Annotated in this window: 14 protein-coding genes; 4 read left to right on the top strand and 10 right to left on the bottom strand. The window is 61.0% G+C overall.

The annotated features are described in order from the left end of the window. Positions 1–228: 228 nt before the first annotated feature. Positions 229–402, bottom strand: coding sequence for a DUF6435 family protein (locus tag ACFOZ5_RS14940; RefSeq protein ID WP_379888713.1), 174 nt, complete (start codon positions 400–402; stop codon positions 229–231). Between the two features lie 197 nt (positions 403–599). Here ACFOZ5_RS14940 and ACFOZ5_RS14945 point away from each other — a divergent pair, with 197 nt between their 5' ends. The 3 genes from ACFOZ5_RS14945 (at position 600) to ACFOZ5_RS14955 (ending at position 3,220) form a co-directional block, all read left to right on the top strand. Beyond that, positions 600–1,325: a DsbA family protein gene (locus ACFOZ5_RS14945; RefSeq protein ID WP_379888715.1), complete on the top strand. Its 726-nt coding sequence runs from the start codon at positions 600–602 to the stop codon at positions 1,323–1,325. Between the two features lie 137 nt (positions 1,326–1,462). After that, positions 1,463–2,476 (top strand): oxygen-dependent tRNA uridine(34) hydroxylase TrhO, encoded by a 1,014-nt coding sequence (gene trhO, locus ACFOZ5_RS14950; RefSeq protein ID WP_379888716.1) that lies wholly within the window; start codon positions 1,463–1,465, stop codon positions 2,474–2,476. 12 nt (positions 2,477–2,488) lie between these two features. Continuing rightward, a complete protein-coding gene (locus ACFOZ5_RS14955; protein ID WP_379888718.1) occupies positions 2,489–3,220 on the top strand; it encodes a DUF481 domain-containing protein in 732 nt (243 codons plus the stop codon). 3 nt (positions 3,221–3,223) lie between these two features. Here ACFOZ5_RS14955 and ACFOZ5_RS14960 read toward each other — a convergent pair whose 3' ends face one another. The 4 genes from ACFOZ5_RS14960 to ACFOZ5_RS14975 form a co-directional block, all read right to left on the bottom strand. Then, entirely contained in the window at positions 3,224–3,991 is a 768-nt protein-coding gene (locus ACFOZ5_RS14960) for a substrate-binding periplasmic protein (RefSeq protein ID WP_379888720.1), read from the bottom strand. 108 nt (positions 3,992–4,099) lie between these two features. Continuing rightward, the gene (locus tag ACFOZ5_RS14965) at positions 4,100–5,047 is read right to left on the bottom strand and encodes a YbgA family protein (RefSeq protein ID WP_379888722.1); all 948 of its coding nucleotides are present in this window, start codon (positions 5,045–5,047) and stop codon (positions 4,100–4,102) included. Positions 5,048–5,144: 97 nt separating this feature from the next. Then, positions 5,145–7,394 carry a glycosyltransferase gene (locus ACFOZ5_RS14970; RefSeq protein WP_379888724.1) on the bottom strand — a complete coding sequence of 750 codons (2,250 nt, stop codon included), beginning with the start codon at positions 7,392–7,394 and terminating at the stop codon, positions 5,145–5,147. After that, a complete protein-coding gene (locus tag ACFOZ5_RS14975) occupies positions 7,391–8,431 on the bottom strand; it encodes a lysylphosphatidylglycerol synthase transmembrane domain-containing protein (protein WP_379888726.1) in 1,041 nt (346 codons plus the stop codon). Before ACFOZ5_RS14975 ends, ACFOZ5_RS14970 begins: the two co-directional genes overlap by 4 nt. A gap of 190 nt (positions 8,432–8,621) precedes the next feature. Between ACFOZ5_RS14975 and gloA the strand changes: the two genes are divergently transcribed. Continuing rightward, positions 8,622–9,170, top strand: coding sequence for a lactoylglutathione lyase (gene gloA / locus ACFOZ5_RS14980; RefSeq protein ID WP_379888728.1), 549 nt, complete (start codon positions 8,622–8,624; stop codon positions 9,168–9,170). Between the two features lie 50 nt (positions 9,171–9,220). Here gloA and ACFOZ5_RS14985 read toward each other — a convergent pair whose 3' ends face one another. The 5 genes from ACFOZ5_RS14985 to ACFOZ5_RS15005 are packed head-to-tail and all read right to left on the bottom strand — an operon-like array spanning position 9,221 to position 14,562. Next, positions 9,221–10,765, bottom strand: coding sequence for a hypothetical protein (locus tag ACFOZ5_RS14985; protein WP_379888730.1), 1,545 nt, complete (start codon positions 10,763–10,765; stop codon positions 9,221–9,223). 11 nt (positions 10,766–10,776) lie between these two features. Further along, complete coding sequence (locus tag ACFOZ5_RS14990; RefSeq protein WP_379888732.1) at positions 10,777–11,709, bottom strand: DMT family transporter; 933 nt, start codon at positions 11,707–11,709, stop codon at positions 10,777–10,779. After that, complete coding sequence (locus tag ACFOZ5_RS14995; protein WP_379888734.1) at positions 11,706–12,356, bottom strand: LutC/YkgG family protein; 651 nt, start codon at positions 12,354–12,356, stop codon at positions 11,706–11,708. The genes ACFOZ5_RS14990 and ACFOZ5_RS14995 overlap by 4 nt, the downstream gene beginning before the upstream one ends. Next, entirely contained in the window at positions 12,353–13,786 is a 1,434-nt protein-coding gene (locus ACFOZ5_RS15000; RefSeq protein ID WP_379888736.1) for a LutB/LldF family L-lactate oxidation iron-sulfur protein, read from the bottom strand. The genes ACFOZ5_RS14995 and ACFOZ5_RS15000 overlap by 4 nt, the downstream gene beginning before the upstream one ends. Continuing rightward, on the bottom strand, positions 13,783–14,562 hold the full coding sequence (locus ACFOZ5_RS15005; protein WP_379888738.1) for a (Fe-S)-binding protein: 780 nt from the start codon (positions 14,560–14,562) through the stop codon (positions 13,783–13,785). Before ACFOZ5_RS15005 ends, ACFOZ5_RS15000 begins: the two co-directional genes overlap by 4 nt. Between the last annotated feature and the right edge of the window lie 69 nt (positions 14,563–14,631).

Genomic DNA, 14,631 nt, shown 5'->3' on the forward strand with positions numbered 1-14,631 from the left:
TATTCTCGTGCATGGTCTCCTCCTTAGCTCGTTGGATAGTGTCTGCAACATCTATCCTGGCGCATTACGACGCCGATTTGGAGTGGGGAGGAGACCATCCCATCTTGGAAAAACAAAACGACAAAGACTATATGGGCCACGAAATCCACTAAACCCACGAAATAAAATCAGCGAGTCAAAGTTTTACAGAAAGCTTCGGGCCTGTCATTTCGTGGATTTCGTGGCAAATCAGTTTTTGTTTTCCAGGGCCTGTATCTGGCTGTAAAGCTCCTCTGCCTCCTCCATCAGCGTCGAGTGAGTCCGCAAATCGCCATTGCGCTGGGCGTGCAATGCCCTGGCGAGCTTGTCCTCGTACGCCTTCTGCAGTTTCTTCTTCGGGTTGCCTTTCAGAAATCCCAACATAATTCCATCCGATTGGTGATGTGTTCAGTGTTTTACGATGAGGAACGTTCCGGGTTCACATCAGTTGACCCTTCGGGTCGAGAGGGCTGGATGCCCTTTCCGGATCACCGGAAGTTGTTCCTGCTGTCCGGAGGCATCACAATAATGCACTTCGATAGGTTCATAGGTTCCAGAATCCACCTGCCAGGAGAGTCTATATGGGTGAAGCCAAGCGACGCCAACAGGAAGGGGGCCCAGCGCCCCGCAAACGTTCCAGCAAGCCTGTTATCTTCGCTGGGCTGGTGATCGTGGCTGCGGCCGTGGTTGGCGCGCTGTACTACCTGACGCTGCCCCCGACCCCGGACTCTGACAGCCTGCCCGAGGTATCGGAAGACACGCCAGCGTTTCCCGCCCAGCTGGACCGCTACGGCATTTCCGTGGGTCCGGAGAACGCCGAGGTCGTGGTCAGGGAGTTTGCCGATTATCAGTGCCCCGCCTGCGCCAGTTTTGCCGAGGCCAGCCAGAAACTGAAGTCGCAGTACGTAGAGCCGGGCAAGGTCCGGTTTGTGTTCTTTGACCTGCCGCTGCGCCAGCATACCCACGCGGTGCCGGCTGCCATGGCGGCGCGCTGTGCCGGGGATCAGGACCAGTACTGGGCCATGCATGATCGCCTGTTTGCTGAACAGACCCGTTGGGGCGGCAGCGATAACCCCGGGGAACACTTTTCCGGTTACGCCGACGAGTTGGGCCTGGATACCCGGCGTTTTGACCGTTGCATGGCGTCGGAATTGCACCTTGAGGCCATTGAAGACAGCCGCCAGGTGGCCATACAGCTGAAGATTGCCAGCACACCAACGGTGCTGGTGAACAACATTCCCCTCAACAGCCCCCACTGGGGCCAACTGTCCGCAGTGGTCGAGCGGGAGCTGAAGGAGGAACCGTGAGTTACGGTTGCGCCATGACCGTTGGCCTTCCCCTCGCGATTGGTTAGAATCTGCCCGCCTTTGACGACACCGGGTCACAACCCGGTGTCGTCCCCTTTATTGCTCCGGATTTACGTTCCGGCCCGCAAGGAGAAACCATGACCCAGACTGTTGTTGTCTGCGCACTGTACAAGTTCGCCGTACTGAATGATTACCGTCAGCTCCGCCAGCCCCTGCTGGACCTGATGCTGGAAAAAGACGTCCATGGCACGTTGTTGCTCGCCCGTGAGGGCATTAACGGCACCATCGCCGGTAGCCGGGAGGGCATAGATGCCGTCAAGGGCTGGCTGGAACAGGACGCCCGCTTTAACGGTATCGACTACAAGGAGTCCTTCGTGGATATCCAGCCGTTCAAGCGCACCAAGGTGAAGCTCAAGAAAGAGATTGTCACCATGGGTGTCGAGGGGATTGATCCGAAACGCACGGTGGGCACCTATGTGGAGCCCGAAGCATGGAATGACCTGATCTCCGATCCGGAGGTGCTGCTGATTGATACCCGCAATCAATACGAGGTGGAAATCGGCACCTTCCGGAACGCGGTCAATCCGGCCACGGATACGTTTCGGGAGTTTCCCGAGTATGTGAAGCAGAATCTGGATCCGGCCCGGCACCGCAAGGTGGCCATGTTCTGCACCGGTGGCATTCGCTGTGAAAAATCCACGGCCTTCCTGAAAGAGCAGGGCTTTGAGGAGGTGTATCACCTCAAGGGTGGCATCCTGAAGTATCTGGAAGACGTGCCCGCAGAGAACAGCCTCTGGCATGGCGAGTGCTTTGTTTTTGATGACCGGGTCACCGTCAACCATCAGCTGGAGCGGGGCGACTACGACCAGTGTCACGCCTGCCGGCGCCCCATTACCGAGCAGGACAAGCAGCGACCGGAATACGAGCAGGGCGTTAGTTGCCACCGCTGCATCGACACTGTGACGGATGAGCAGCGTGCCCGCTTTGCCGAGCGTGAGCGACAGATTCGCCTGGCCCGGGAGCGTGGGGAAAGCCATGTTGGAGGTGAAGCCGCCCGACTGATCGCCGAGCGCAAGGCCCGCAAAAAGGCTGAGCGCGAACGTCAGGCCGCCCGCAGCATGCAGGGGGAGGTCGCGACCAAACCATCCTGAAACGGAGATTTCATGAAGCTGACCAGAGCGGTAATCATCCTGTCCGTCGCATCCTTTCCGCTGGTGGCCAGTGGCCAGGACTCGGACTGGGAGGGTGAAGCAGAGCTCGGCGTGCTGATAACCACCGGTAATTCCGAGGAAACCAACCTCAAAGGGCGGTTAGCCCTGCTCCACGAGACAGAACGGTGGCGGAATCTGCTTGAGGCCCGTTCCGCCTATACCGAGGCAGAAGACGAAACCACCGCCGAGCGTTACCGGGGCCAGGCTGAAACCAACCTCAAGTTTTCCGGGCACCAGTACCTCTTCCTGCGTGGTTCCTATGAGGATGACCGCTTCTCGGGCTACGATTTCCGGTCGTCGGCTACCACCGGTTATGGTCATCGAGTCTGGGAGATGGGAGAGAAGTCTTTCCTGGATCTGTCTGCGGGTGTCGGTTATCGCTACAACCGTTTTGAAGAGCCGGATGAAGACTACGGGCAGTATGAGGACGAAGTCATTGGCCGTCTCGCCGGTCATTTCGACTTTGCCCTCTCGGAAAACGCCCTGTTCCGGCAGAAGCTCAGTACCGAAATCGGTCTCCAGGACAACAACACGATCACCGAATCGGAAACCTCACTGCAGGCCAGCGTGGTAGGAGACCTGTCGATGAAGCTGGCCTATCGGGTCACCCACGTGTCAGACGCACCGCCGGAGTCGGAAAAAACAGATACGGAAACATCGGTGTCTGTCCTCTATGGCTTCTGACCCTCAGCGATAATCATTGACAATCCGGTCAAGCTCGCCGGATTGCCGCAGGCGAGCCAGTTCCCGGTTGATCTCAGGTACCAGTCCGGCATGCCGGGGCGGGAACATCAGGCGAAGGCCCACCTCCTCCAGGCGTATGGGGGCCTCATCAATGGCGTTGTCCCAGTCAGGGTTGGTGCTGAGCACCCAGTAGCCTGCATGCAGGTTGCTGACGGCGCCGGTAAAACGGGCGCCGCCATGATAAAGGCGCTTGAACATGGGCTGCTGTCTCTGCACCGGGATGATGGATACCTTGTTGCTATCGATATGTTCCTTCAGCCAGGGATAGCTGAATCCGAGCCGCGTCAGCAGGGTTCCCCCCTGAAGATCTTCTACTGTCCGGATGTCGCGGGGGTTGTCCTGGTGCACGAAGATGGCGTCACGGGTCATGAGTACCGGGTCCGAGAACGCGAACTCATCAGGGTTACTCGTCCATTCAATGGCTCTCATGGTGACATCAGAGTATCCCTGGTGCAGCAGGCTGTCGCTGCGCTTGGGTGGTATCTGCACCGGTTCCAGCGTCAGATCCAGCCTTTGAGCGATGACTGAGAGCGTATCCCAGAAGATGCCGGATACATTGCCATCGGCGGAAAGGATGGTAAAGGGAGGGTAGCCGCCGCTGCTGATATTGAATTTCAGTACCCCCTGGGCCTTGTCCTGCCCGGGGGCCTCGTCACTGACTGCGATTTGAGCCCCCATCAGCAGCGTGAGGGCAAGGATACAGTGGCGCATGGTGTAAACCGGAACCTTGTAACGGATTTGAAGCTACCGAGCGCCCGATATATCGGGTGCCGACCTATGGACTATAGCCGAAGTGACACGGATACCAAGCGAAAACGCCTATATCCGGTTTCTCAGACCAAGATCATCCGGGTAAGGCGACAGATAGTGCTGACTGCTCAGGTAGTCGATAGGTTCACGTCGCTGAGCCATGCGTAGCAGGGTCATGGGTACAATCAGGGGCACTTCACCCCGGTGGTACGCGTCTACCTGCTCAATAAGTACCTTGCGCTCCTCGTCCCCGAGGTTGTCCCTCAGGTACCCCATCAGGTGCTGCATGGCATTCACATGGGAGCCTCGGCTGACCCGGCGGGTCATGGCTTCCATGAACTGCCGGATGTAGCGGTCGGCGATGGTGGCAAGCGGTTCCGATTTCAGGTCCCCCAGCATGGGGCCAAGCTGGCGGTAGATCTTCTCGGAATGGGCCAGCAGCTGGAACTTGTGACGGGTATGAAAGTCGATCAGAGCCTGCGGGGTGAGCCGGTCGCCGGCCACATTCTGCATCCAGTCATCATAGGCAAATACCCGCTCAATGAAGTTTTCCCGCAGCTGGTCATCGTTGAGCCGGCCTTCTTCCTCCACCGGCATCAGGGGATAGAGTCGAATCAGTGCCTCGGCGAACATGCCCCTGCCATCACGGCGGGTCACATTGCCATCGCTGTTATGCACCTTGATGCGCTCCATGCCGCAGGAGGGTGACTTGGCCATCAGGATATAGCCGCGCAGGTCTGCCAGCGTGGGCATGACCTGATCAATGAATCCCTGCATGGCATCGGTGTGATCATCTCCACCTTTAACTTCCACCAGGTGAAGCTCGTTATCGTACTCGCGCAAATGGATGGCCGGCCGCGGTACGCCCAGGCCGGCTTCAAGTTCCGGGCAGATGGAACGGAAGTCGAAGTAGCGGGACAACACCTCCGTGCAATAGCGGGAATGCTTGTGGCCGCCATCATGGCGGACCTCCTTGCCAAGCAGGCAGGTGCTGATGCCAACGGGAATTTTGCTCATGACTGTTCAGACTCTTTCGTACCGAGGGATGGCTAACCACCAACATATACGACAGCTGGCTGCAGGTCGATTACCGTTGGCCAGGCGCCCCGGATGGTCAGCTGTCGGAGGAGCGCCCAAAACGGCGCTGCCGCCCCTGCTCGCGTCGTGTTGCCAGAAGGGTAGCGTAGATTTCCCGGACGTTGGCGGCAAAATTTTCCACTGAATAGTCGCGGGCAAAGGCGAGCGCGTTCCCTGACAGCCGCTGCCTGAGGTCATCGTTCTCCAGCAGTTGCCTTACCCGCTCACTCCAGAGGTCCTGGCGTTCCGGCGTCTTGTAGCCGTTGACGTCCTGCTGGATCACGTCGTCGATACCGCTGGAGCGTACCGCCACCACCGGCAGGCCTGCCGCCATGGCCTCCAGGATCACCATACCCTGGGTTTCCGATTTGGAGGCGAACAGGAAGGCGTCCCCCAGCCGGTACCAGGTGGCCATGTCATCGGGCGGTACGGCACCCACCAGGGTAATGCAGTCGTCCATCCCCAGCTCGGTAACCCGCTCCTGCAGGCGCGCGCGTTGGTGCCCGTCACCAATCATCAGGAAATGGAACGGAGTGTCGGACTGCTGTCGCAGCGTGGTCAGCGCCTCAATCATGAAGTCGATGTTCTTTTCGTTGGACAGCCTTGCCACGCTGATGAAAATCCGTGTGTCCTGCGGCAACTTCAACCGCTGGCGCAGGGTACTGACTTCCTCGTCACTGACCTCGCGGAAACGCTGGTAGTCGATGCCAGTGGGTTGAACGTAGGTGGGCGTTTTCACTCCGATCATGCGCAGGTACTCCTCGGTGGAGTAGGTGGGCACGATGACACCGTCGCAGAAACCAGCGAAGCGCTTGATCAGGGCATGGGAGATCAGGTTGCGGAACAGCAGGCCCGGCAGTGGCACAAAATGGGCGTAATGCTCAAGGCGGGTGTGATAGGTATACACCGCCGGTACGTTGAGCACCCGTGCCATGAACAGGCCCAGGGAGCCCAGCCAGAAAGGGTGATGCAGGTGGATGACGTCCGGCCGGAACTCCCGCACGCCCCGGCGGATACGCCCGAGGAAGATGTTGGCCATGCGAAATTCACTGTGGGCACCCATGGACAACAGCGACGGTACTCGCAGCACCTGCTCCTCCTGTTCGGGCTGGTCCGGGTAGACGGGGGCCACTACCTGAACCTCGTCGCCAAGTTTCCGCAACCCCTTGCGCAGGCGCTCGATGGAGAGGGGGACTCCGCCAATGAAGGGCAGGTAGTTGTTGGTGAACATGGTGACTTTCAGGGGCTGGTCCAGGAAGGGTGTCGGATCCAGGTCATAGTTGGGGTAGTAGTCCCGTCCACGGAACACCACGGTATAGAGTTTGATCGCGAGTATGGTCAGCACGCTCACCATCAAAACGAAATTCAGGAAGCCGGTGTAGAACAGTGAGTAGATAAAAAACCACAGCCCTTCCAGATGTTTCAGTAGCGGGTGCTGGCGGGTTTCGATCTTCTCCAGCTCGGTCTGGATGCCGTCTTCCGATACCGTCACCATCACGTAGTGGTAGAAGCTTTCGTCGGTATTCAGTACCAGGCCGCCAGCACCGCCGGTGGTAATGAACCGGGTGCCGTCCACCTTCCGTTCCGACCAGGTGGCAATGTTGGCGGAAAACACCAGGTCCACCTGATGCTGGCGGAAGAGCTCCAGTAGCGCCTCCCGGAACGACGCCGGTTGCAGGTAGTCGTCCTCGTCGTCGAACAGCAGGTTATCCTCCTCCTCGAACAGGGGGTGGCCCACGAACACGATGCGGTGTCTGGAGCTGTCCTCCTCAAGCAGGTCGTTCAGCCAGCGAATCTGCCAGCGCCAGGGCGTTTTGCCGGTGCTGTCGAGGAATATGAGGCGGGTGTCCGCCACCCGGATACTGAAATAGTGGGGGCCGAAGTGTTCGTAGAACCGGTAGCTGCCAAAGGTGCTGTGTTCGTTTTCTCCAAAGGTCAGCAGGTAGGGAATATCCAGCTTGCCGAGGGTGCCGTATACCGCCTGGTACTTGTCCTCGCCACCGTTGCTGACCGCATTGCCGGCCGATATCAGGAACTGCGCATCGCTGTTATTGATGTCGGGTATGATGCGGTTCTCGAACATGCCCACCGAGTTGTTGATGTTACCCGCCACCACGAACCGGAAACGGTCCTGTCCATCCACCGCCTGGTGGATGGCTTCCACCTGCTGGGTATGCACCCCCTCGAATTCGGGCAGGAAATAGTTCAGGTAGGCCTTGTAGACCAGCAACAGGACCACCAGGGCCACGTTGACGTAAAACAGCCACTTCAGCGGATTGCGGATCATTTCCTGTGGTTCCTTGCCAGGTCCCGTTGCAGAAGTACCAGCCCGATCAGCATTCCCAGGTAAATGGTGACCACCCGCCAGGCGACGGTAACCAGTACCAGGTGGTTGCCCCCCAGGATGTCCCGGAAAAACGTGCCGAATACCCCTTCGGAAATACCGGACGCCCCCGGTGTGGGCGAGAAATACATGATAAACGTGGTAACCACCAGCAGTCCCAGGGTATTCAGCCAGGACACATCGTATTCCAGCCCGGTGATGATGAGCCAGGGGAAGCTGAACAGGCTCAGCAGAAAGACGGCAGTAAACAGTACCGATAGCAAAACCCAGCGACGATCGCCTCGCAGGTAGAAGCCGAAACTGCGGGAAAACCGCATCATTTCCCGCCGTGCCTTGAATTGCCAGCGCCGGTGGCGCGCCGGGCTGATCAGGTGCCAGCGGTCGAGCAGTGTCAGTATCCCGCTCAGGGGGCCTATCAGCCAGCGGGTGCGGAACAGCACCACGGCAAAGAAGGCCAGGTAAAGGACAATCAGCACTGACAACACCCAGCTCACCTGGCCCAGCAGGGGCTGGTTCTGCAGGGCTGGCAGAGTCATCAGAAAGACCGGCGCCAGGGAGAAGATAAACACCACCGCCAGCACGGTACGGATAGTGGTGGCCGCCGTGGCGAATCCCAGGGGGACGCCCTCCCGCTGCAGGTACCAGATCTGGGCAAAGCCGCCCCCGGTGGCCATGGGCGTGACGTTGGAAAAGAAGATATTGATGAACACCAGGCGGGCGATCGCGGTCAGGCGAACCCGGTAGCCCAGGGCCCTGAGGGTAAAGTACAGACGAAGTCCGTCACTGGCGAAATACACCAGTAGCAGGCCACCCACCGTCGCCAGGGTCCAGGGTGAAAGCAGACGCCAGTCGAAACTCAGGCTGCGATCGGCGAACTGCTGGTATACCACCCACAACCCGGCACCGGTCAGCGCCAGGAACAGCAGGGCAAAGACAAGCAGACGCCGGCCCGAGGTGGAAGGTCGCTGAGGGTTTGACATGGTTCCGCATCCATGGGGGAGCCACTGACCGGGTCCTGGCGGAAGGTCACCACGACTGTACTGCCGCTCCGGAAAAACAGCGCACAGTGTAGCGTCGGCCCCGGGGTGGTGGCCAGCCCCTTGAAATGTCAGCATTGGGCTTGCAGATACAACTGTTACCTGACATTCAAGCCCACACTGGAGCCAACCCATGCCCCGACATTTTGAGCAGGCCCCTGGTCTGCACGATGCCGTTGTCCCGGAAACCGAAGGTTACGTGTTCAACCAGACCATGCTGCGCATCAAGGATCCTGCACAGTCCATGGACTTTTACACCCGGGTGCTGGGGATGCGTCTGGTGCGCAAGCTGGACTTCCCGGAGATGAAGTTCACCCTGTACTTCCTGGCCTACCTGGATGACCGCCAGGCCCAGATGGTGCCGGGAGACGATGGCCACCGCACCACCTTCATTTTCGGCCGCGAAGCCATGCTGGAGCTGACCCACAACTGGGGCACCGAAGACGATGACAGCTTCCGCTACCACGATGGCAATGAGGAACCCCAGGGCTTTGGCCATATCGGCGTGGCCGTACCGGATGTGTACGCCGCCTGCGATCGCTTCGAAAAGCTGGGTGTCGACTTCGTGAAGCGCCCCGATGATGGCAAGATGAAGGGCCTGGCGTTTATCCGCGACCCCGATGGCTACTGGATCGAAATCCTGCAGCCGGACATGATGGAGCGGCAGCGCAAGGACGGCTGAGGGCCTTCAACCGCCGCCCCTGAACAGGCGTACCGGTCTCACGGCACGCGCTATTTCTTCCGGCGCGGAAGGCGCTGACGCACAAAGCCCGCCGCTGCGGCAAAGGGCAGCACGGTCCGCGGCAGATAGGGCACCGACCACAGGCCGCCATGGATGGCATTGTCCATGAACAGTTCGTAGGGGTGGTCCAGGGTATTACCGGCCCGGGAAGCCGATGTCTCATTCCTCAGTTCATGGACCCGCAGCGCTGCCATCAGGGCATTGGTGGTTTCCGGCGCGAACACTTCCACGTTGAACAGGTCCGCGCCGGCGAACCCTGCTTCCAGGGCCGGGTTGCTGACCACTGACCGTGTGGTGGTGGACGGGGCAATATTCATCACTGCGTTGCGACCATCGGCCCGGGCCACCGTTGCCCGCCACTGCTGCAGCCGCTTCGCCAGGGCATAGTTCGGGCCCTGCTGGGTAATGGTGCTGTCGACAATGCCATAGCGCTTGCCATTGCTGCACTCGTAAAGCCGGGTGATGCCCGGTGCGAAGGCGTGACTGCCCATTGGCCACTGAGTGGCCTTGGCCAACAGAGAGCGTTCCCGCCAGGCCGTCATCACCCGTTTTGCAACCGCTTCCGGCACCGCAAAGCTGTCGGTGGGGGTGGCCATATAGGCGATGCTGGTGTTCGGGTCAGCCTGCTGGAGTGCATCGGCAATGGTGTCCATGGCCACCGACACCCGGGTGTGTTTTTCACCATGCAGGTAGGCCAGGCAGCCAATATCAAGGGACGTTTCAAAGCTGGCAAGCCAGCGGGCAATGGCGGGTGTCTGGGTCAGCAGGTTGGCGCCAAGACCCTCCTTCCATCCATTGAGCAGGTCCCCGCCAGACAGCGACGAACCGCCCGCAATGGGTGCGTACAGCACACCATTACCTTCACGGACAGCCTGCAGAATCCGGTTCCAGGGGCCGGCGGCTGGCACGTCGACAGCCACCAGGCGCGCGCGCCAACGGGCCAGCCAGCCCAGGGGGCCGGCCTCAGAGGCTGCCCCGAGCAGGGTAAAGGTACGATCGGACAGGTCAAACCAGTCGGGGTTGTCCAGGCAGCGGTGCAGGGCGTCGGCGGCGGAAGGCTCCATCACCCCCCGGAAGACCCAGCGTTCCAGCTGTACCCGCAACCGGTCGCCGGAAAGTTGTTCGCCATTGAGGGGCACCGTCCAGGGAGCCGGGCCTTCCGTGCTGCGCCCGTCGATGGTCAGGGTTTTCAGCTCATCCTGTGGCTGTGCCATGGCATCATCAATGGCCAGGTCGCCGTCGTCCCCATGAAACACGAAGCTTCCGCGGGTGGCACTGAGGCCCGCCCGGGCGATGGCCACGGCGGCTTCGGGGCTGCCCAGCCCCAGTTCCACCAGACGATGGAAGTGATCCACATAGCCCTTGCGCCAGTTTCGGGTCTGGCGGATGGCATCGGCTGCCTTACTGGAAACCCCGCTGGCCGCGGCGGCAAGAATGGTGCGGGATGCCTCCGAGGTACTGCGATGGCCGCTGGCCTCATCCCTTGGGAAGGCAATGCCTTCTAGCTGTTCTTCCTGCGTTGGTTTTGTCTGCATGGTCCGGTGGTTTACTCCTTACCCGTTGACGCATTGCGACTGCTGGCGGACGCTACGATTACTGCCAGTGTCAGGATAATGGCGCCGGCAATGCCGGTAACGCCGAGTATTTCCCCCAGGATCAGCCACGCCAGCAGGGCCACGAACAGTGGCTCCAGGGTGACAATAATGCTCGACAGCGTGGCTGGCGTGGTTTTCATCCCGGTAAAGAAGCACACATACCCCACACAGGTGGGTACTACTCCAATATAGGCCACCATCAGCCAGTCTTTCAGCCCCAGGCTGGCCAGGCCCGCAAATCCGCCGCTCAGCCACACCACGGGCAGCAGCAGTAGCGCTGCCACCAGGAAGCAGACAAAGGCGGTGGTGAACACCGGTGTGCCGGTGGAGTTGTAACGGCTGGTCATGTTGAACCCGGTGTAGACGATGGCCGCCAGCAGCGCCATCAGGATGCCTGCCAGCCTGAGGGCGCCCGCGGTTTCGATATCGCTGGCCACGAGCATGGCGGTGCCGGCGATGGCGGCGACCAGGGCGATCAGGGTGACCGGTCTGGGCTTTTCACCCAGCAACGGCGCGGACAGTAATGCCACCAGCACCGGTGGCAGGCACAGGGAAATCAGCGTGGCAATACCGGCGCCGATCATATCCACCGCGATCAGGTAGCTGCCCTGGTAGAAAGCCTGGAACAGGCCCAGAGCCGCCAGCACCAGCAAGCCCCTGGGGGCGAGGGCGGGCCACAGGCGTCTCGGCCCGTTGGTGGATGCGGCGGCCTGGTCCAGCTCCCGTTTCATCAGTAGCCAGAAGAACGGCAGCGCCACCACCAGCCGCAACAGGCCCAGGGTCAGGGGCTGCAGATCGGTGGCGGCAAACAGGAATTTGGCGACGATGCTGGTGGTTGCCCACAGCAAGGCGGCAAAGGCGATAAGCAGGGCACCACGAATCATTCTGTGACCAGTACAATCAGTTCCCGGGGCCCGTGGACGCCGTAAGCGAGTGTCTGCTCGATATCCGCGGTTTTCGAGGGGCTGGATACCAGCAGGGCGTTGGTCGGCATGCCCTGGTGCCAGTGCTGCACGGCCATGGCCTCGCGCAGGGTGCCGAAAAGTTCCGAAGCTTTCAGCAGGGCGACATGGATGGGCGGCACCAGGCTGGTAAGCCGGGGTTCTTCCGCCGTGGGCCATAGGATCAGTGACCCGGTTTCGGCGATGCCGCCCCGGGTGGTGGTCAGGCCTGCGTCGACATTATGGAACAGATGTTCCTGCCAGCTTTCCACCGGCTCGTCATAGACCAGGATGTCCGGCAGCTCCTGCTTGGAAGAGCGCAGGGTGGTGAGAGGCTCTGCGCCGCTGCCCACCAGCATACGGGCTACCTGTCGATCAGCCAGCAACCCGGCCAGTACGGTCACCCAGTTATCACCACGACAGTCGTGGATTTCGCCGTGGACCGGCGCCATGGCGCTGCGGAATCGGGCCAGCTTGTCTTCGGTGCTCCACTCGGGGCGTGCCATGGCGGTGAAATCGCGCTCTGGTGTTGGCAGACGGTCGCCGGTCCGGTTGCGCAGGCGCTGGAGTATTTGGTCCCGGGCACTCATGAACGGCGGTCCCTCACTTGCTGGTGCAGGGTGCGGGCTGCCAGTTTCGGGGCGCTGCGGTATTGGGTCCAGGCGCCCAGGCGGGTTGGCTGCAGGGCGGGCAGATGGCTGGCCGCAGCGGTGCCCAGGCGATAGGCCGCCGGATGGGCATGCACCCATTGCCAGGTTTTCCAGGCCAGGGCTTCAGCGGTGCTGCGTTTGGCACCATGACCCCGTACCACCGACGGGTGCACCCGGTCGCCATCCACCGATTCCCGGCGCAACCGCACCAGCAGGTCCGGTATCGGGATCTTCACCGGGCAGACCTCGCCGCAGGCGCCACAAAGGCTGGAGGCGCTGGGCAGGTGGCGGCCCTCGTCCAGGCCGATCAGGTGGGGCATCAGAATCTTGCCAATGGGCCCGGGATAGGTAGTGCCGTAGGCATGCCCGCCGACACGGGTATAGACCGGGCAATGGTTCATGCAGGCGCCGCAGCGAATGCAGCGCAGGGTGTCCACCAGTTCGTCGTCCTGGTAGATACCGGAGCGGCCGTTGTCCACCAGCACCACGTGCACCTCCCGGGGGCCATCCAGTTCCTCGCCCCGGCGTGGACCGGAAATCATGTTGAAATAGGTGGTAATGTGCTGGCCGGTGGCGGAACGGGTCAGCAGCGCCAGCAGGGCAGACATGTCGTCCAGCGAGGGCACTACCTTTTCGATACCGGTCACCGCGATATGACAGGGCGGTACCGTGGTGGTCATGCGGCCGTTGCCCTCGTTTTCCACCAGGCACAGGGTGCCGGTTTCCGCTACCGCAAAGTTGACGCCGGAAATGCCCACATCCGCGTTCATGAACTTCTCCCGCAGCTGCTGGCGGGCGCTGGCGGTGAGGTACTCCACATCGGTGGAGCGCTCGGTGCCCGTGCGGTCGTGCATCAGGTCGGAAATCTCGCCGGTATTCTTGTGAATCGCCGGCATGATGATATGGGACGGCGTCTCGCCGGCCAGTTGCACGATGTACTCACCCAGGTCGGATTCCAGGGCCTCGATGCCCTGTTGCTCCAGATGGTGGTTGAGGTGCATTTCCTCGCTCACCATGGACTTGCCCTTGATCACGCTGCGGGCATCCCTCGAGCGGCAGATGTCAGTGATGATGCGGCAGGCCTCGTCGCCGTCCAGCGCCCAGTGCACGCGAATGCCATTGGCAGTGAGATTCTCCTCCAGTTGCTCCAGCAGGTCTGGCAACTGGGCCAGGGCATTCTGGCGCACACTGGCCCCCAGTGTGCGCAGCGCTTCCAGGTCCCAGCCCTCAAAGGCGGCCCTGCGCTTGTCCATCAGGCCATCCATGGCCCGGCGGAAGTTCTGGCGGATCTGGGGGTCGGCAATGGCGGCACGGGCGCGGGGATGAAACTCCCGCACGTCCACGGTATCGGTGGCGTTCTGATCGCTCATTGCCCATCCCCCTGGTCACGGTGGGTACGGTGCCACAGGAAGCTGAGGATATGCTGGCCCGCCAGCGGGGTGCCCTGTTTTTCCGCATAACCGGCGATGTTCATCAGGCAGCCGCAGTCGGTGGTGACAAATTCCCGCGCACCGGTGTCGGTGAGCGTGGCCACCTTCTCGGACACCATGGCGCCGGAGATTTCCGGGTGCCGCACCGCAAAGGTGCCGCCAAAGCCGCAGCATTCCTCGGCCCGGGCCTGTTCCACAACAGTGACCCTGTCCAGTTGCGACAGCAGTTCGGGGCCGGTGCCGCCAAGCCCCAGTTCGCGACGGGCCGAGCAGGAGGTATGCATGGCGACGGTCACCGGCTCGCCCAGATCCTGAAGGCGGATATGGCAGACATTGAGCAGGAAATCTGTCAGCTCCCAGACCCGACCGGCGACGGCATTGGCCTGCGCCTGGTCGTCGGTGTCCCGGAACAGCTGCGGGTAGTGTTGCCGCATCATGCCGCCACAGGAGCCGGAGGGCACCACGATGGGGTAGTCCTCCGGGAACAGCGACAGTTGCCGTCTTGCCACCGCCCGGGCTTCGTCGTGGTAGCCGGAGGTGTACGCGGGCTGTCCGCAGCAGGTTTGCTCCTGGGGGAAAATGACCTCGATGCCTTCCCGCTCCAGCAGGCGGATACCCGCCATGCCGGCTTCCGGGTAGAACAGGTCCACCAGGCAGGTGCCGTAGAAATACACCTTGTCGGGTTTCGTTGGGTACAGCTTCAGGGTGTCGGCCATGTCTGCAATCTGGGCGGTGAATCGTTGAACACAACGATAGGGGCAGCCTTGGGCTCTGTCCAGGCGACT

Source organism: Marinobacter lacisalsi (assembly GCF_042651045.1).
Classification (GTDB): Bacteria; Pseudomonadota; Gammaproteobacteria; order Pseudomonadales; family Oleiphilaceae; genus Marinobacter; species Marinobacter lacisalsi.